The sequence below is a fragment of the Brachybacterium huguangmaarense genome, assembly GCF_025725725.1.
In the GTDB taxonomy this organism is placed as follows: domain Bacteria; phylum Actinomycetota; class Actinomycetes; order Actinomycetales; family Dermabacteraceae; genus Brachybacterium; species Brachybacterium huguangmaarense.
This window is the reverse complement of the sequence record NZ_CP107020.1, coordinates 77,440-95,299: the sequence shown is the minus strand read 5'-3', so window position 1 is coordinate 95,299 and position 17,860 is coordinate 77,440. Positions and strand designations below refer to the sequence as shown.

17 protein-coding genes are annotated in these 17,860 nt (G+C 74.1%); 12 read left to right on the top strand and 5 right to left on the bottom strand.

The annotated features are described in order from the left end of the window. Positions 1-20: 20 nt before the first annotated feature. The gene (locus BRM3_RS00470) at positions 21-737 is read left to right on the top strand and encodes an MBL fold metallo-hydrolase (protein ID WP_263594161.1); all 717 of its coding nucleotides are present in this window, start codon (positions 21-23) and stop codon (positions 735-737) included. Between the two features lie 324 nt (positions 738-1,061). Here the strand turns inward: BRM3_RS00470 and BRM3_RS00465 are convergent, their stop codons facing one another. Together BRM3_RS00465 and purD are read right to left on the bottom strand one after the other, a co-directional pair. Beyond that, positions 1,062-1,976 (bottom strand): phosphoribosylaminoimidazolesuccinocarboxamide synthase, encoded by a 915-nt coding sequence (locus tag BRM3_RS00465; protein WP_263594160.1) that lies wholly within the window; start codon positions 1,974-1,976, stop codon positions 1,062-1,064. After that, positions 1,973-3,277: a phosphoribosylamine--glycine ligase gene (purD, locus tag BRM3_RS00460; RefSeq protein ID WP_263594159.1), complete on the bottom strand. Its 1,305-nt coding sequence runs from the start codon at positions 3,275-3,277 to the stop codon at positions 1,973-1,975. The genes BRM3_RS00465 and purD overlap by 4 nt, the downstream gene beginning before the upstream one ends. Positions 3,278-3,314: 37 nt before the next feature. Here purD and truA point away from each other — a divergent pair, with 37 nt between their 5' ends. From truA to glmM, 4 genes are all read left to right on the top strand, one after another. Next, entirely contained in the window at positions 3,315-4,334 is a 1,020-nt protein-coding gene (gene truA / locus BRM3_RS00455) for a tRNA pseudouridine(38-40) synthase TruA (protein WP_263594158.1), read from the top strand. Positions 4,335-4,695: 361 nt separating this feature from the next. After that, entirely contained in the window at positions 4,696-5,139 is a 444-nt protein-coding gene (gene rplM / locus BRM3_RS00450; RefSeq protein WP_263594157.1) for a 50S ribosomal protein L13, read from the top strand. Between the two features lie 52 nt (positions 5,140-5,191). Then, complete coding sequence (rpsI, locus tag BRM3_RS00445; RefSeq protein WP_263594156.1) at positions 5,192-5,683, top strand: 30S ribosomal protein S9; 492 nt, start codon at positions 5,192-5,194, stop codon at positions 5,681-5,683. Between the two features lie 119 nt (positions 5,684-5,802). After that, complete coding sequence (gene glmM / locus BRM3_RS00440; RefSeq protein WP_263594155.1) at positions 5,803-7,149, top strand: phosphoglucosamine mutase; 1,347 nt, start codon at positions 5,803-5,805, stop codon at positions 7,147-7,149. Positions 7,150-7,171: 22 nt separating this feature from the next. On the opposite strand, the gene coaA is transcribed toward glmM, so the two are convergent. Then, positions 7,172-8,128 (bottom strand): type I pantothenate kinase, encoded by a 957-nt coding sequence (gene coaA, locus BRM3_RS00435; RefSeq protein ID WP_263594154.1) that lies wholly within the window; start codon positions 8,126-8,128, stop codon positions 7,172-7,174. Between the two features lie 200 nt (positions 8,129-8,328). Here coaA and glmS point away from each other — a divergent pair, with 200 nt between their 5' ends. Genes glmS through BRM3_RS00400 form a run of 7 tightly spaced genes read left to right on the top strand, consistent with a single transcriptional unit; the run spans position 8,329 to position 15,201 of the window. Further along, positions 8,329-10,221, top strand: a complete 1,893-nt coding sequence (gene glmS / locus BRM3_RS00430; RefSeq protein WP_263594153.1) for a glutamine--fructose-6-phosphate transaminase (isomerizing) — start codon at positions 8,329-8,331, stop codon at positions 10,219-10,221. 10 nt (positions 10,222-10,231) lie between these two features. Beyond that, the gene (locus tag BRM3_RS00425) at positions 10,232-10,741 is read left to right on the top strand and encodes a holo-ACP synthase (protein WP_318152420.1); all 510 of its coding nucleotides are present in this window, start codon (positions 10,232-10,234) and stop codon (positions 10,739-10,741) included. Then, positions 10,738-12,228, top strand: coding sequence for an NAD(P)H-hydrate epimerase (locus BRM3_RS00420; RefSeq protein ID WP_263594152.1), 1,491 nt, complete (start codon positions 10,738-10,740; stop codon positions 12,226-12,228). The genes BRM3_RS00425 and BRM3_RS00420 overlap by 4 nt, the downstream gene beginning before the upstream one ends. Next, a complete protein-coding gene (gene alr / locus BRM3_RS00415) occupies positions 12,225-13,406 on the top strand; it encodes an alanine racemase (protein WP_263594151.1) in 1,182 nt (393 codons plus the stop codon). The genes BRM3_RS00420 and alr overlap by 4 nt, the downstream gene beginning before the upstream one ends. Next, positions 13,403-13,981: a tRNA (adenosine(37)-N6)-threonylcarbamoyltransferase complex ATPase subunit type 1 TsaE gene (gene tsaE, locus BRM3_RS00410; RefSeq protein ID WP_263594150.1), complete on the top strand. Its 579-nt coding sequence runs from the start codon at positions 13,403-13,405 to the stop codon at positions 13,979-13,981. The genes alr and tsaE overlap by 4 nt, the downstream gene beginning before the upstream one ends. Position 13,982: 1 nt before the next feature. After that, positions 13,983-14,705: a tRNA (adenosine(37)-N6)-threonylcarbamoyltransferase complex dimerization subunit type 1 TsaB gene (gene tsaB / locus BRM3_RS00405; RefSeq protein WP_263594149.1), complete on the top strand. Its 723-nt coding sequence runs from the start codon at positions 13,983-13,985 to the stop codon at positions 14,703-14,705. 4 nt (positions 14,706-14,709) lie between these two features. Next, positions 14,710-15,201 (top strand): GNAT family N-acetyltransferase, encoded by a 492-nt coding sequence (locus BRM3_RS00400; RefSeq protein ID WP_263594148.1) that lies wholly within the window; start codon positions 14,710-14,712, stop codon positions 15,199-15,201. Between the two features lie 48 nt (positions 15,202-15,249). On the opposite strand, the gene BRM3_RS00395 is transcribed toward BRM3_RS00400, so the two are convergent. Both BRM3_RS00395 and BRM3_RS00390 read right to left on the bottom strand, forming a co-directional pair. Next, positions 15,250-16,968 carry a hypothetical protein gene (locus tag BRM3_RS00395; protein WP_263594147.1) on the bottom strand — a complete coding sequence of 573 codons (1,719 nt, stop codon included), beginning with the start codon at positions 16,966-16,968 and terminating at the stop codon, positions 15,250-15,252. After that, on the bottom strand, positions 16,965-17,777 hold the full coding sequence (locus BRM3_RS00390) for an ABC transporter ATP-binding protein (protein ID WP_263594146.1): 813 nt from the start codon (positions 17,775-17,777) through the stop codon (positions 16,965-16,967). Before BRM3_RS00390 ends, BRM3_RS00395 begins: the two co-directional genes overlap by 4 nt. Positions 17,778-17,860: the final 83 nt, after the last annotated feature.

The following is a 17,860-nucleotide window of genomic DNA, read 5'->3' as shown; positions in this document are numbered from 1 at the left end:
GGACGCGAAGGAGACCCGTCATGAAGATCCGTCATCTGCAGCACTCCTGCCTCCTCGTCGAGGCGGCCGGGACGCGCCTGCTCATCGATCCCGGCAGCCTCGCCGCGGCCGAGGAGGTGCGCGCGCTGCGCTCCCTCGACGGCGTCGTGATCACGCATCAGCACGCCGATCACGTCGCGCCCGCCCTGCTCGCCGAGGTGCTCGAGGCCCATCCCGGCATCCCCGTGGTGGCCGAGCCCCAGACCTGCGCCGCGCTCGCGGCGGGGGAGGCGCTGCCCGGCGGCGCCGTCGAGGTCTCCTTCGCCGAGGGGCAGCTCGTGCCCCTGCCGGCGGGCGGGACCGCGCACGTGGGCGGCCTCGACGTGGCGGGGGTCGGCGGCTGGCACGCGGTCATCCACCCCGACATCCCGCGGGTGGGCAACTCGGGCCTCGTGATCTCGGGAGAGGGGGAGCCGCGTCTGGGCGTCACGGGCGACTCGCTCGAGGTGATCGAGGAGTTCCGGGGCATCGACGTGCTCGCCTTCGCCGTCGTCGCGCCCTGGTCGAAGATGCACGAGACGATCGACTTCCTGCGCGAGGTCGCGCCGCGCCTCGCGCTCCCGGTCCACGACGCGATCGTCAGCCCCGCCGGACGCCCGATCTTCGTCTCCCAGTCCACGAACCTCGCGCCCGAGGGCACCGAGGTGCGGGACTGGCCCGAGGACGGCTGGATCGAGGTGGCGGGGCCGGGAGCCTGAGGTCTGAGCGGTTCTGAGGTGGGCGGGGTCGTGAGCCTGGCCCCGCTGTCCGGTCCGATCACCCGCGAATGTCACCTCACGGCACCTATTCGCCCGATAGGTGCCGTGAGGTGGCATTCGACCATCGGGGCGGCCGGGCAGCGGAGCGTCACGCGGCGGCTCCTCGCAGAGCGCCCAGGTGCCGCTGCGTGACGTCCGTGCCGCGACCTTTCGTGCGTGAGGCCGTGTGACGTTCGTGCCGCCACCTCTCGTGCCGCGACCTCTCGTGCTGCCCCGCGACGTTCGTCCCGCCCTGGGCCTTCGACCGCGCCAGAGCCGACGCGGTCAGAAGGTGCGGCCGGTGAGGCGCTCGTAGGCCTCGACGTACCGGTCGCGGGTCGCCTCGACCACGTGCGCGGGCAGCTCGGGCGGCGGCTCGTCGCCGCCGCGGTCCCAGCCCGAGGCGTCCGAGGTCAGCCAGTCGCGCACGTACTGCTTGTCGAGGCTCGGCTGGACCAGGCCCTCGCGGTAGGTGTCCTTGAACCAGAAGCGCGAGGAGTCCGGGGTGAGCACCTCGTCGCCGAGCGTGAGGGTGCCGTCGGCGCGCGCGTGGCCGAACTCGAGCTTGGTGTCGGCGAGCACGATCCCTCGCTCGAGCGCGACCCGCTGGGCCCGGTTGTAGACCGCGAGGGAGAGCTGCTCGAGCTGCTCGACGAGCTCGTCGCCGAGGCGTGCGCGCGCGGAGTCCACCGTGATGTTCTCGTCGTGCTCGCCCTGCTCCGCCTTGGTCGACGGCGTGAACAGGGGGCGCGGGAGGCGCGAGGCCTCGACGAGGCCCGCGGGCAGCGCGTGGCCGCCCACCGCGCCGTCGCGCTGATAGTCCGCGAGGCCCGAGCCGGTCAGGTAGCCGCGCACGACGCACTCGAGGGGCACCATGTCCAGGCCCCGGCACAGCAGGGCGCGCCCCGCGACGGCCTCGGGCACGTCGGTCGAGGACAGCACGTGGTGGGCGACGACGTCGGCGAGCTGCTCGAACCAGAACAGGCTCATCGCCGTGAGGATCCGGCCCTTGTCGGGGATGCCGGGAGCCAGGGCGTGGTCGTACGCGCTGATGCGGTCGGTCGCGACGACGAGCACCTGCTGTGCGCTCGCGGGGTCCTCGCCCGCGGGCACGTACAGCTCGCGGACCTTGCCGCTGACGGCACGGTCCCAGCCGGGCAGCTCGGGAGCCTCGGTCAGGGGATGGGCGGAGGTGGTCATGCGCTCTCCTGGGGGGTGTGGGGGCGGCGGGCCTCGTCCTCGGCGGCGGCGAGGGCGATGTCGCCGCGGTGATGGGATCCCTCGAGCACGATCGCCTCGGCGCCGGCGAGGGCGACCTCGCGGGCGCCGGCGAGATCGCGTCCGGTGCCGACGACGGCCAGCACGCGGCCGCCCGCACTCACGAGGGCACCCGTCGCATCGAGGGCGGTGCCGGCGTGGATGACGTGCGCGCCCTGTCGCTCGGCGGCCTCGACCCCGTCGATCGGATCGCCGGTGCGGGCGGAGGCCGGATATCCCTGGGAGGCCACGACCACGGCGACGGCGGACTCGTCGCGCCAGGCGGGCTCTCCCGCCGCGCGCACGTCACCGCGCGCGGCGGCCAGCAGCAGCGGGCCCAGTGGGGAGGCGAGGCGCTCGAGCACGACCTGGGTCTCGGGATCGCCGAAGCGGGCGTTGAACTCGACCACGCGCACCCCGCGCGCGGTGAGCGCGAGCCCGCAGTAGAGCACGCCGACGAACGGGGCGCCGAGGCGCGCGAGTTCGGCGACGGTCGGCTCGGCCACGGTGCGGACCACCTCGTCGACGAGACCCTCGGGAGCCCAGGGGAGGGGGGAGTAGGCACCCATGCCGCCCGTGTTGGGACCCTCGTCGTGCTCGAAGGCCCGCTTGAAGTCCTGCGCGGGGGCCAGCGGCACCACCCGGGTGCCGTCGGCGATGCAGAACAGCGAGACCTCCGGGCCGTCGAGATACTCCTCGAGCACGACCGACCCGCCGGCGTCGATGCACGCCCGGCCGTGGTCGAGGGCGAGCTCGCGGTCCTCGGTGACGACGACGCCCTTGCCGGCCGCGAGCCCGTCGGCCTTGACCACGAAGGGCACGTCGCCCAGCGGGTTGACGATGTCGAGGCCCGCCGCGAGGCGCTCGGCCTGCGAGACCGTCACGGCCCGCGCCGTGGGCACGCCCGCGCCGGCCATGACGTCCTTGGCCCACGACTTCGAGCCCTCGAGCCGTGCGGCCGCCTGCGAGGGGCCGAACACGGTGAGCCCGGCCTCCCGCAGGCGATCCGCGAGGCCCGCGACGAGGGGCGCCTCGGGGCCGACGACGACGAGGTCGACCGCGAGCTCGACGGCGAGCGCCGTGAGCGCGTCGAGGTCGCCGAGCGCGACGTCGTGGCAGGTCGCGAGCGCTGCGATGCCGGGGTTGCCCGGGGCCGCGTGCAGCTCGGGGGCGGGGGAGTCCTGGGAGAGCCGGCGGACGATCGCGTGCTCGCGGCCGCCGGTCCCGATGACGAGGATCTTCACAGCGCCCACAGTACCGATCCAGCTAGCATCGGGCCCCATGGTCCCAGAGCCGTCCGACGCCGAGCGAGCCCCGGCGCCCCAGGCTGTCACGGACGGTCCGAGCCGGGCCCACGAGACGGCGACGCCGGACGACGCGGTCGCCGGCGGACCCGCCCCGGACGCGGGCGGCTCGGTCGCCGGCGCTGACGCGGGCGCTGACGCGGTGAGACTGCGCCTCGACCTCGCCTACGACGGCACGGACTTCCACGGCTGGGCCGCCCAGCCCGGCCTGCGCACCGTGCAGGGCGAGCTCGAGGCCGCGCTCGCCCGGGTGACCCGCACCCTGGTCACGGTGACCGTGGCCGGGCGCACCGACACCGGCGTGCACGCGCGCGGCCAGGTGGTGCACCTCGATCTGCCGCGCGAGGTGGTCGCGGCCCTGCCCGGCCGCTCGGACCGCCCGGCGGCCGACTCCCTGCTGACGCGCCTGACCGGGGTCCTCCCCGCCGACGTCGTGGTCCGCTTCGCGCGCGAGGTCTCCGCAGACTTCGACGCCCGCTTCGGCGCCGTCTCCCGCCGCTACCGCTATCGCATCTCCGACGGCCCGGCCGTGCACGACCCCGTGCGCCACGACGTGCTGCGCCACCGGCGCGCCCTCGACGTCGCGGCGATGGCGCGCGCGAGCGCGGCCCTGCTCGGCGAGCACGACTTCCTGTCCTTCTGCCGTCCGCGCGAGGGGGCGACCACGGTGCGCACCCTGCGCGAGCTCACGTGGGAGCGGCCGGGGCCGGGCCGCCGCGACGAGGGGCTCGTCGTCGCGTCCGTGCAGGCCGACGCGTTCTGCCATCACATGGTCCGCTCCCTGGTGGGCACGATGCTCGCCGTCGGCGAGGGGCGGCGCGACGAGGACTGGCCGCGCCGGGTGCTCGCCGCCCGCACCCGCAGCGCCGCGCGCCGCGACGACGTGGGCGCCGCGCCCATGGCGCCGCCGACCGGGCTGACCCTCGAGCACGTCGAGTACCCGCCCGATCACCTGCTCGGCGCGCAGGCTCAGCGCACGCGAGCCCGCCGCGCCTGACGTGGACTCCGACACATTCGAGCGCAGGCACGAAGGATCCGCAGGTCACGGGCGTGCGGAGGGAGAGCGGGCGCATGAGTCGGCGTTGACCCGCACCGATGCGGACCACTACTGTTGACCGTTGTCGTGCCTTGTGCGCGCCTGAACGCTGCCGATTTCTCACGCCCGGCGCGAAAGGGCTCCTCACACGCACAGCCGATCCGCCCGCGAACCCTCGCGGCTCGGGGATCAGGGCGCGGCGATGAGGTCATGCTTTAACCGAAGGAAGCGTGTCCACGGTCCATCGAATCGCGAGCGGTCCCCGAGTGCACAGCCGTGCACGCACGGGTCCGACTCGCCACAACGAGAGAAGAAGGCACGAGTGCGTACGTTCACCCCGAAGCCCGGCGATGTCGAGCGTTCCTGGTACGTCATCGACGCAACGGATGTCGTCCTCGGCCGGCTCGCTTCCCAGGCTGCTCAGCTGCTCCGGGGCAAGCACAAGCCGGTCTTCGCACCCCACGTGGATGCAGGCGACTACGTCATCATCATTAACGCCGACAAGGTCGCGCTGACCGGTAACAAGCGGGAGACCAAGCTGGCCTACCGTCACTCCGGCTACCCGGGCGGTCTCCGCAGCGTCAAGTACTCCGAGCTGCTCGAGAAGCGCCCGGAGATGGCGGTGGAGAAGGCCATCAAGGGCATGCTCCCCCACAACAAGCTGGCCGGCGAGCAGCTCAAGAAGCTCAAGGTCTACAAGGGCGGCGAGCACCCCCATGCGGCGCAGAAGCCGCAGCCCTTCACCATCGATCAGGTGGCGCAGTGACGGGCGCTCGCCCGCGCATCGCCCTGCAGCACGGACACAACTGAGGAGAACCGTGACCGAGACCACCCCCACTGTCGTCGAGGACGAGAACGTCCCGAGCAGCTACACCACCGAGTCCACGGATGAGGCCCCCGTCGGCCGCGGCACGTCCGTGACCGCCCCCGGCGGCGGCACCGGCCGTCGCAAGGAGGCCGTCGCCCGCGTGCGCCTCGTCCCCGGCACCGGGACCTGGACCATCAACGGCCGCGACCTGGAGACCTACTTCCCCAACAAGGTCCACCAGCAGGAGGTCAACGAGCCGTTCCGTCTGCTCGACCTCCAGGGCCGCTTCGACGTGGTCGCCCGCATCCACGGCGGCGGCGTCTCCGGGCAGGCCGGCGCGCTGCGCCTCGGCATCGCCCGCGCTCTCAACCAGATCGACGAGGAGAGCAACCGCCCCGCCCTCAAGAAGGCCGGCTTCCTGACGCGCGACGCGCGCGTCATCGAGCGCAAGAAGGCGGGTCTCAAGAAGGCCCGCAAGGCGCCGCAGTACTCCAAGCGCTGATCGATCCCTCGATCTCGCAGCCGAGACCCCCGACCGGACACGGTCGGGGGTCTCGTCGCATGCGGGCACGATAGGGTGCGACCGGTTCCCCCCGACCCGAGACGAGAACGAGGATCCCCATGGCTCGACTGTTCGGCACCGACGGCGTCCGCGGACGCGCGAACGTGGACATCACGGCGGAGCTCGCCGTCGAGCTGTCCGTCGCCGCCGCCCACGTCCTGGCGACCCTGGGCGCCTTCGACGGCGCCCGCCCGCGCGCGATCATCGCCCGCGACACGCGCCCCTCCGGCGACTTCCTCGCCGCCGCGGTGAGCGCGGGCCTCGCCTCCGCGGGCGTCGACGTCGAGGACGCGGGCGTGCTCGCGACCCCCGGCCTCGCCTACCTCGTGCAGTCCTCCGGCGCCGACCTGGGCGTCATGCTCTCGGCGTCCCACAACCCGGCCGCCGACAACGGCATCAAGTTCTTCGCGCGCGGCGGCACCAAGCTGCCCGACGAGGTCGAGGACGCCGTCGAGGCGCGCATGCACGAGCAGTGGGACCGCCCGCAGGGGGACCGCGTCGGCACCATCCGCCCCTACCCCCACGCCGTCGACCAGTACGTCGGCCACCTCGTGCAGACCCTGTCGCGTCCGCTCGACGGCCTGACCGTCGTCGCCGACTGCGCCAACGGCGCCGCCTACGAGAGCGGGCCCGCGGCCCTGCGCGCGGCGGGTGCGACGGTCCACGTGATCGGGGACCGCACCGACGGCAAGCTCATCAACGAGGACTGCGGCTCGACGCACCTCGAGGGTCTCCAGGAGGCCGTGGTCCGCCTCGGCGCCGACGCGGGCGTCGCCTTCGACGGGGACGCCGACCGCTGCCTCGCGGTCGACGCCGACGGCTCCGTGGTCGACGGCGACCAGATCATGGGCATCCTCGCGCTCGCGCTCGACGAGCGCGGCGAGCTGCCCGACCACACCCTCGTGGCGACCGTGATGTCGAACCTGGGGCTGCGGATCGCGATGCGCAAGGCGGGCATCGCCCTCGTGCAGACCGCCGTCGGGGACCGCTACGTGCTCGAGGAGATGCGCCGCGGCAACCACCCCCTGGGCGGCGAGCAGTCCGGGCACGTCGTCATGAGCCGCCACGCCACGACCGGCGACGGCGAGCTGACGGCCCTGCACCTCCTGCAGCGCATGGCCGAGACCGGCTCCACGCTCGCCGAGCTCGCGGCCGTGGTCGACCGCCTCCCGCAGGTGATGGTCAACGTCAAGGGCGTCGACAAGACCCGCGCCGGCATCGACCACGGCGTGCTCCAGGCCGTCGCTGAGGCCGAGCAGGAGCTCGGCGACACCGGCCGGGTGCTGCTGCGCCCCTCGGGCACCGAGCCCGTCGTGCGCGTGATGGTCGAGGCCGCGACCCTCGGGCAGGCCCAGACCATCACCGACCGCCTCTCCGAGATCGTCGCCGAGCGCCTCGCCCTCTGACGCCGCCGCGGGGCGCGCGGCCTCAGAGCCGGCGCAGCAGCACGCTGTGCACCTGGTGGTCGCCGCCCTTGCGCAGCACGAGGTCCGCGCGGCCGCGCGTCGGCAGCACGTTCTCGACCAGGTTGGGTCCGTTGATCGTGTCCCAGATCCGGTGCGCCGTCGCGCGCGCCTCCCCGTCGGTGAGGGCCGCGTAGCGCCGGAAGTACGACTGCGGGTCGGTGAACGCCGTCTCGCGCAGGCGCAGGAAGCGGTCGACGTACCAGCGCCGCACGTCCTCGGCCTTCGCGTCGACGTACACCGAGAAGTCGAAGTAGTCCGAGACCGCGAGCCCGATCCGCCCGTCCCGCCGCGGCAGGGGCGGCTGCAGCACGTTGAGGCCCTCGAGGATCAGCACGTCCGGGCGCTCCACCACGACCTTCTCGTCCTCGAGGATGTCGTAGACCAGGTGGGAGTAGACGGGGGCCTCGACGCGGTCCTGCCCCGACTTCACGTCGGCGACGAACCGCAGCAGCGCGCGCCGGTCGTAGCTCTCGGGGAAGCCCTTGCGGTGCATGATGCCCCTCCGCTCGAGCTCGGCGTTGGGGCGCAGGAACCCGTCGGTCGTCACGAGCTGCACCCGCGGCGTGGACGGCCAGCGCGCCATCAGCTCGCGCAGCAGGCGCGCCGTCGTGGACTTGCCGGCCGCGACCGAGCCGGCCACGCCGATCACGTACGGCGTCCGGCGCTGGTCCTCGGCGAGGAACTCCTCGCGGGCACGCCGCAGGCTCTGGGCCGCCTCGACCTGCATCGCGAGCAGCCGGGAGATCGGACGGTAGACGTCGTCGACCTCCTGGAGGTCCAGCCGGTCGCCCAGGCCGCGCAGCCGGGCCACGTCGTCCTCCGACAGCGGCAGCGGGGTCTGACGCGACAGCCGCGCCCAGTCCTCGCGGGGGATCTCGTCGAACGGCGTGGCGGTGCTGCGCACCCCGGTGTAGCTCATGGGGCGACATTGTTCCAGGCGCACGCTCGCCTCGCGCGCATTCACCACGACCGAGGGCTCCCGGACGCGTGCCCGATCGTGACGGGACCCGTGCACGCTCGCGCACGGCCGGGCAGCGACCGGCGCGTTCGTGACGGACACCTCGCTCGGAGCGGCCGAACGCCCTGGCCAGGGGCATGCGCCTCACTACTGTGGAGCCCATGTGTGGAATCGTCGGATACGCAGGGCCCCGTCCCTCCAGCCCCTCCCCCCGCCCCGTCGAGGTCGTGCTCGCGGGCCTGACCCGCCTCGAGTACCGCGGCTACGACTCCGCGGGCGTCGCCGTGATCGACGAGAACCAGGTGCGCATCGACAAGCGCGCCGGCAAGATCGCCAACCTCCGCGAGGCCGTCGCGGGCCACGAGGCCTCCGACAGCCAGGTCGCGATCGGCCACACCCGCTGGGCCACCCACGGCGCGCCCACCGACGGCAACGCTCACCCGCACCGCGGCGGACGCCACGGCGAGCTCGCGCTCGTGCACAACGGCATCATCGAGAACTTCGCCCCGCTCAAGGCCGAGCTCGAGGCCGAGGGCTTCGAGTTCCGCTCCGAGACCGACTCCGAGGTCGCCGCGCACCTCGTCGCCCGCGAGATGGAGCGGATGGAGGACGAGGCCGGCACCGACCACACCGACCTGACCGAGGCCATGCGCCGCGTCGTCGCGCACCTCGAGGGCGCCTTCACCCTGCTGGCCGTGCACATCGACACCCCGGACCGGGTGGTCGCCGCCCGCCGCAACTCCCCGCTCGTGGTCGGGCTCGGCGAGGGGGAGAACTTCCTCGGCTCCGATGTCGCCGCCTTCGTCGACGCCACCAAGGAGGCGCTCGAGATCGGTCAGGACCAGATCGTCACCGTCACCGCCGACGCCGTCTCCGTGATCACCTTCGACGGCGCCCCCGTGACCGACGCCAAGCGCTACACGATCGAGTGGGACGCGACCGCGGCCCAGAAGGGCGGCTACCCGTCCTTCATGGCCAAGGAGATCCACGAGCAGGCCTCGGCCGTCGCCGACACCCTGCGCGGCCGCATGGAGAACGGGCGCCTCCACCTCGACGAGATGAAGATCGACGAGTCCGTGCTGCGCAGCATCGACAAGATCGTCGTGGTCGCGTGCGGCACCGCCGCCAACGCCGGCTCCGTCGTCAAGTACGCGATCGAGCACTGGTGCCGCATCCCGGTCGAGGTCGAGCTCGCCCACGAGTTCCGCTACCGCGACCCCGTCGTCACCGAGAAGACGCTCGTCGTGGCCATCTCCCAGTCCGGCGAGACCATGGACACCCTGATGGCCGTGCGCCACGCCCAGGAGCAGGGCGCCAAGGTCGTCGCGATCTGCAACACGCGCGGCTCGACCATCCCGCGCGAGGCCGACGCCGCCCTGTACCTGCACGTCGGCCCGGAGATCGCGGTCGCCTCGACCAAGGCCTACCTCGGCCAGATCGCCGCCTGCTACCTGCTGGGCCTCTACCTCGCCCAGGTGCGCGGCAACCTGTTCCCCGACGAGATCGGCGCCATCATGGCCGACCTCGAGGAGATCCCCGCGAAGGTCCAGGACGTGCTCGACGCCTCGGGCCAGGTCGAGGACCTCGCCCGCCAGATGCGCGAGGCCACCTCGGTGCTGTTCCTCGGCCGCCACGTCGGGTACCCGACCGCGATGGAGGGCGCCCTCAAGCTCAAGGAGATCGCCTACATCCACGCCGAGGGTTTCGCCGCGGGCGAGCTCAAGCACGGGCCGATCGCGCTGGTCGAGGAGGGCCAGCCGGTGTTCGTGATCGTGCCCTCCCCGGGCGGCCGCGACTCGCTGCACTCCAAGGTCGTCTCCAACATCCAGGAGATCCGCGCCCGCGGCGCCCGCACCCTCGTGATCGCCGAGGAGGGCGACGCCGCCGTCGAGCCGTACGCCGACGTCGTGATCCGGGTGCCCGCGACCCGCGCCCTGTTCGCGCCGCTGCTGACGATCATCCCGCTGCAGATCTTCGCATGCGAGCTCGCAACCGCCAAGGGCCTCGACGTCGACCAGCCCCGCAACCTCGCCAAGTCGGTCACGGTCGAGTGATACTGCCGGTGTGCTGACACCCGCGGCAGAGCCCTCCGACACCCCCGAGCCCACGGGCTCGACGAGCCCCGACGACCCGCACGACGACGCCGGCGCCCGATACCTCCCCCGCCTCGACGGGACGGTGGTGGGCGTCGGCGTCGACGTCGTGGACATCGTGCGCCTCGTCGACTCCCTGCACCGCACGCCTGCGCTGGTCGACCGCCTGCTCACCCCGAGCGAGCGGTCCCTGTCCGACGCCTCGCGCGCCGGCCGCGTCGCCGCCAAGGAGGCCGTGGGCAAGGCGCTCGGCCATCCCGGGGACTTCTCGTGGCAGGACGTCACGGTCGAGCGCACCGCGGACGGGCGCCCCTACCTCGTGCTGCGCGGCGCGACCGAGCGGTGTGCGCGCGCCCTCGGCGTCACCCACCTGCACCTCTCCCTGTCGCACGACGGAGGGGTCGCGACCGCCATCGTCGTCGCCGAGCGGACCGTGCGCACGGCCACGGACGACGACCCGACCGCGAAGGAGCCCCGATGATCACCGCCTACACGGCCGAGGACGTGCGGCGCGCGGAGCGCCCCCTGCTCGACGCCGACGTGCCCCTCATGCAGCGGGCGGCGGCCGCGCTCGCCGCCCGCTGCCTGCCCCTCCTGCGCGAGCGCGCCGGGACGGTCCCCGGCTCGCGCGTCGTGCTGCTCGTGGGCCCGGGCTCCAACGGCGGCGACGCCCTTTTCGCCGGCGCGCACCTGGCCCGCCGCGGCGCGGCCGTGACCGCCGTGCAGACCGAGGCGGCCCTGCACGACGCCGGCGCCGCCGCCCTGAGCCGTGCCGGGGGCTGTCTCCACCGAGCCCGCGGCGCCGACGAGCAGACCGCGCGCCTGCTCGGGGACGCCGATCTCGTCGTGGACGGCGTGCTCGGCATCGGCGGCCGGCCCGAGCTGTCCGACGAGCTCGCGGCCATCCTCGCCGCCGCGAACGCGAGCCCGGCCTCCGTCGTCGCGGTCGACGTGCCCACGGGCGTGGACGCCACGACGGGCGAGGCCGCCGACGACGCCGTGCGCGCCGAGCTCACCGTCACCATGGGGGCGGTCAAGGCCGGCCTCCTCCTGCCCGGAGCGGCCGCGCACGTCGGACGCGTCGACCTCGTCGACCTCGGGCTCGCCCCGCACCTGCCCTCCGAGCCGGCCGTGCGACGCCTCGAGACCGAGGACGTGCGCGAGCTGTGGCCCGTGCCCGGTCCCGCCGACCAGAAGTACTCGCGCGGGGTCGTGACGATCGACGCCGGCTCGGCCGACTTCCCGGGCGCCGGGGTCCTCTCGGCGAGCGGCGCCGCCCGGGCCGGCGCCGGCATGGTCCGCTACCGCGGTCCCGCGGCCGTGCGGGACATGATCCTCGCGCGCCGCCCCGAGGTGGTCGGCGCCGACGGCCGCCACCAGGCCGTCGTGATCGGCTCCGGGCTGTCCCCCGAGGACCCCCGCTGCCGCCGGGGCGTCGAGGAGCTGTGCGCCGAGGACGCGGTCGGCGTGCTCGACGCCGGCGCGCTCAGCGCGATCCGCCCCGGCGACCGCCTGCCCTCGCACGTGGTCCTGACCCCGCACGCGGGCGAGGCGGCCCGTCTCGCCGAGGCCCTCGACCTGCCCTCGTCGCTCCCGCCGGCGCGCCTGGCCGGCGAGCTCGCCCGGGCCACGGGCGCGACCGTGCTGCTCAAGGGCGAGGTCACCCTCGTGGCCGACGGCGACGCCCCCGACCGCCTGTACTCCCAGGCCGAGGCCACGCCCTGGCTCGGCACCGCGGGCACCGGCGACGTGCTCGGCGGCATCCTGGGCACCCTGCTCGCCGCCGGCCTGCCAGGGCCCCTCGCCGCCGCGCTCGCCGCCTCCGTGCACGGCCGCGCCGGGGTCGCGGCGAGCCGGGGCGGCACCGCCCCGCTCGTGGCCCTCGACGTGGCCGAGCACGTGCCCGCCGTGCTCACCGCTATCCTGGGCGGCGCGATCACCACGGTCGCATCCCGAGGAGGAGCATGAGCGTCGCCATACCCGCGGAGGACCCGCGGCACATCCCCAACCGTGCGGTGATCGATCCCGGCGCGATCACGCACAACACGCGGGCGATGGCCTCCCTGCTCGAGGAGCAGACGGCGCTCATGGCGATCGTCAAGGCCGACGGCTACGGGCACGGCATGCTGACCGCCGCCCGCGCCGCCCTCGAGGGCGGCGCCACGTGGCTCGGCGTCGCCCATCCCGCCTCCGCGCTCGCGCTCGCGCGGGCGGGCCTCGACGTCCCCATCTTCACGTGGCTGTACGAGCCGGTCACGGCCGCCGAGGTGCTGCCCGAGGTGATCGACGCGGGCATCGACGTGTCCGTCGGCTCCCTCAAGATGCTGCGCCTGGTCTCCGAGGCCGCCCGCTCCGTCGATCGGCGCGCGCGCGTGCACGTCAAGATCGACTCGGGCATGGGGCGCAACGGCGTGCTCACCTCCCAGGTCGCGGGCCTGGGAGGGGAGATCGGCGAGGACGACCACGTCCAGCTGGTCGCGGCCTGGACCCATCTGTCGGTCGCCGACGACCCCGCCGACCCCGAGACCGACCGGCAGATCGACGAGTTCGACGCCGCGTGCGAGATCCTCGGCCAGGAGACCGGCCCCGTGCCGCTCCAGCACGTCGCCAACTCCGCGGCCACCATCTCGCGGCCCGACCTCCACCGCGATATCGTGCGCCCCGGCATCGCCCTGTACGGCTACCCGCCGCTGCCCCTGCCCGACGGCAAGCGCCTGCGCCCGGCCATGTCCCTCACGAGCCGGCTCGCCCTCGTCAAGGACGTCGAGGCCGGTCAGCACGTCGGCTACGGGCACACCTACACCACGCCCGCCCCCACCCGGCTCGGCCTCGTGCCCATCGGCTACGCCGACGGGCTGCACCGCGCGGCCTCCGGCCAGGTCGACGTCATGGTGCGCACCCGCATCGGCGACCAGACCGCCCGCCAGGTGGGCCGCATCTCGATGGACCAGATCGTGATAGACCTCGGCCCCGACTCCAAGGCGCAGTCCGGCGACCAGGTGATCCTGTTCGGCGAGCGCGCCCAGGCCGTCCTGGACGACGGCACCGTGCCGACCGCCGAGGACTGGGCGCGCGCGGCCGGCACCATCCCCTACGAGATGCTCACGTCGGTGAGCAGCCGGGTGACGCGGGAGGTCCAGTCGTGACGGAGGCGACCGGCGGCACCGGGCTCGGCACGCCGGCACCGGGCGTCCTCACGGTGCGCACGGCGAACGCCGAGGGCTCCCGCGAGGTGGCCCGGGTGCTCGCCCGGCACCTGCGCGCCGGAGACCTGCTCGTGCTCGACGGTCCGCTCGGCGCCGGCAAGACCACCTTCACCCAGGGCCTCGGGCAGGCGCTCGGCGTGCGCGGCGCCGTGGCCTCGCCCACCTTCGTCATCTCGCGCGTGCACCCGTCGCTCACGGGCGGCCCCGCCCTCGTGCACGTCGACGCCTACCGCCTGGGCGGCGGCGTCGACATCGACGACCTCGACCTCGACGCGGACGTCGACGACGCCGTGACCGTGATCGAGTGGGGCCGCGACCGCGTCGAGCAGCTCGCCGACTCCCACCTGCTGCTCGAGCTCGAGCGCCCCGACGTCGTGGACGCCCCGGCCGACGGCGACGGGGACGCGCTCGACGAGCCGCGCACCCTCCGCCTCACCCCGATCGGCCCCCGCTGGGACGCGGACGCCGTCGCGGCGCTGCGCGCCGACCTCACCGCGATCCCAGGAGAGAACTGACATGTGGCTCGGCATCGACACCTCCGGCGCCGTGAGCGTCGCCGTCGCCGACGACCCGCGCGACGCCGCCGACTGCACGGTGCGCGCGGTCGTCGGAGACGACCGCGCCCGGCACCACGACGAGGTCCTCCTCGGCCTCGTCGACGAGGCCCTGGAACGGGCCGGCATCGGACGCGGCGACCTCACCGGCATCGTCGCCGGCCGCGGACCGGGGCCCTTCACGGGGCTGCGGGTGGGCCTGGTCGTCGCGCGCACGCTGTCGGCCGTGCTCGACGTGCCGCTCCTGGGCCTGTGCTCGCTCGACGCCCTCGCCCACCAGGCCGCGATCGGCGCCATCGTGCCGGGGCCCGTCGCGACCGCCGAGGAACCCGAGGAGCTCACCGTGGCCGTCGCCCTCGACGCGCGCCGCCGCGAGGTCTACCACGCGCGCTACGTCGCGTCGGCCGGCTCGCTGCGCCGCACCGACGGCCCCGCGGTGCACGCCCCCGCCGACATCGCCGACTCGCTGCGCGCGTGCGACGTGCTCGTCGGCTCCGGCGCCCACCTGTACCCGGAGCTGCTGCCCGCCACCGCGGACCTGCGCCACGTCGACGCCGGTCATCTGCTGCGGGCCGCCGCGCTCGAGCGCGCCGCGGGGGAGGACCTCTCCTCGACCGCGCCGCTGTACCTGCGCGAGCCCGACGCCGCCAAGCCGACCGCGCGCAAGAGCGCCCTGGGGCGCTGAGCACGTGACGTCGCCCCTCGACGGCGCCGTCGAGGCCGTGGGGCCGACGGGCTGGTCGCTGCGACCGGCCATCGTGGACGACGCCATGGCCCTCGCGTTCCTCGAGCTCGAGCTGTTCCCCGACGAGGCCTGGACCGTGTTCCAGCTCGCCGAGGAGATCGAGCACCCCGACCGGCGGTACGTGATCGCCGAGGAGAGCGGGACCGGCGAGATCCTCGGCTACGCCGGCATCATGATCGCCGGCGACACCGCCGACCTGCACACGATCGGCACCGCCCGCCCCGGCGAGGGCATCGGACGCGCCCTGCTGGGCTGGTGCGAGGAACGGGCCCGCGAGGGCGGGGCCGGGGCGCTCCTGCTCGAGGTCCGCGAGGACAACGACCGGGCCCGGGCCGTCTACACGCGCGCCGGCTACGCCGAGATCGGCCGGCGCCGCGGCTACTACCGGATCCGAGGCCGCCGCATCGACGCCCTCGTCATGCGTCGCGAGCTCTGACAGGGCCTCGGGGAGCGGGCCCTGCCGGAGCCGGCGCCGCGAGGGCGGTCAGACGAAGGCCCGCACCTTCTGGAACACGTCCACGTAGCGACGCGACAGGATCGAGGACGCGCCCCGCAGGCACAGCCACAGGGTGAGCGCCCCGAGGACCACCGCGAGGGCCCCGGCGCCCACGAGCATCGCCGTGGAGCCCAGGACGATCGCCACGATCGCGAGCGCGATCGAGGGGAGCTGGGGCACCCACATGCCGATCATCGCCGCGAAGGTGCCGAGCATGGCGGCGGCCGAGCTCGAGGACCGGTCCCGCAGCGGGTTGGTGCCGGGCGCCGCCGTGGGATACGGCAGGAGCACCGAGCCCAGGCACGACGTGCCCCACGCCGACATCATCACGCCGATGCTGCCGAGCAGGACGGGCAGGATCAGCGGGGCGCGGCCGAAGACGAGCGGCACCACCACGGAGGCGATCACGGCGAAGGGCACCGCGAACGTGGCCATCGCGAGGATGCGACCGGCCAGGTTCGCACGCGTCGGCATGCCCGCCGTGATGTTGACCCAGCCGGCCGGCCCGTCGAAGCCCAGCTCGTTGGTGATCGAGATCGACGACATGCCGCACACGAACACCACGGCGCCGATCGCGACGTACTGCTGCGGCTCGGTGATGAGCCCCATGAGCGTGAAGAACACGACGAGGACCGGCAGGATCGCGACCGCCGCGATGTAGCGGGCGTCGCGTCGCCAGTACCGCAGGGACCGGCCTGTCGAGGCGCCCAGCGCGTTCGAGGGCAGGCCACGGGGCACGAGGGCGGTGACCTTCGCGCTGCCCGAGGACGCCTCGCCCAGCAGGGCCGAGCGCAGCGCGAGGGCGATCGAGCGCCGCCACCACAGCCACACGAGCACGACCGCCGCCGCGGCGATCACGAGCCGCACGAGGCCCGTGAGGACATGGCCCTCGGCGATGTCGACGGGGACCGCGAAGGCCGCGCCGAACGGCGTCCAGGCGAGCCACCCGATCGCCTCGACCGGCAGCCAGAGCGAGAAGCCCACGCCGCCCTCGCCGAGGCTCTGCCCCAGCAGCGACGCCCCGTAGATGGCCGCGATCATCACGATCATCGCGATGATGCCGCCGAGCTCCCGGCCGCGCCGCGAGGACTGCCGGGTCGCGGACTGCGCGAGCACGGCACGGGGCAGGAGCAGGCACAGCGCGAGGCCGAGCAGGTTCGCGGGCAGCAGCACGATCAGGCCGCCGATCGTGCCGCCCGTGCCCGGGACCGCCGAGACGAGCAGCCAGATCGCCTCGCACACCGAGGCGATGAGCACGCCGACCAGGGTGAACAGCGACGGCAGGGACAGCGCGGCGGCGGCGAACAGGCCCACCTGCAGCTCGCGAGCGCTGCGCGGCAGGGTCGCGAAGCGCCGCGGGTCGAGGGTGTCGTCGAGGCCGAACGCGAACAGGGGGACGAGCACCCACAGCAGCACCGCGGCCACCCCGAGCCCGCGGACCACGAGCCCGAACGCGTCGGGCCCGGCCCCGTCGACCAGAAGCGCCGTGGCCAGCAGCGCCGCCGTCAGCCCGGCGAGACCGCCGAGGCCGTAGAGGGCGCCGAACGCGGTGCCGATGATCTTGCCGATGTTCTTGCGGAAGGAGCGCTTCCACAGCGTCCACTTGAGCCGGACCAGCAGGCGCACCAGCGTGCCGGGCGGCACGGTGCCGTAGCCGACGCCGCCGACCGCGTGCAGCGCAGGGGTCGAGGTCGCGGTGCCGCTCATCGCGCGTCCTCCTCGAGCCAGGACAGGCTGCCCTCGGACACGTCGGCCCCGCCGACCATGTCCACGAAGCGCTGGACGAGGGAGCCGCCCGCTCGGACCTCGTCGAGCGTGCCGGCGGTGAGCACGCGCCCCTCGGCGATGATCGCGACGTGGCTGCACAGCTCCTCGACGAGCTGCATGACGTGGCTCGAGAGGATCACGGTGCCGCCGCCCGCCACGAAGCGGCGCAGGATCGTGCGGATCACCTCGCCCGAGACCGGGTCGACGGCCTCGAGCGGCTCGTCGAGGACGAGCAGCCGCGGCGCATGGATGAGCGCGCACGCGAGCAGGATCTTCTTGGTCATGCCGGCCGAGTAGTCGACCACGAGCTTGCCCTCCTGGTCGGCCAGGCCGAGCGCCTGCAGCAGGGAGTCGGTGCGCTCCTCGACCACGGAGGCCTCCATCCCGCGGATGAGCCCGCAGTAGGTCAGCAGCTCGCGCCCCGTGAGGCGGTCGAAGGTCCGCAGTCCGTCGGCGAGCACGCCCAGGTGGGCTTTCGCGCGCTCCGGCTCGCGCCACATGTCGACGCCGAGCACGTGCGCCTCGCCCGCGTCGGGCCGCAGCAGGCCGGTCGCCATCGACAGGGTCGTGGTCTTGCCGGCGCCGTTGGGACCGACCAGCCCGTAGAACGATCCCGCGGGCACGTCGAGCCCGATCTGGTGGACCACCTCGGTGCGATCGAAGGACTTCGTGAGGCCCCGCAGCGCCAGGGCGATGTCGCCCGCAGCAGGTGCGGCGGGCTCGGGGGCGGGGAGTGTCTGGCTGCTCATGCGCTCAGGCTACGGTCCGTGTGACACGGATCGCGACGCCTCCTGCGGCCAGGGCGACCCCGACTTTCGTCGGGACTGGCCCG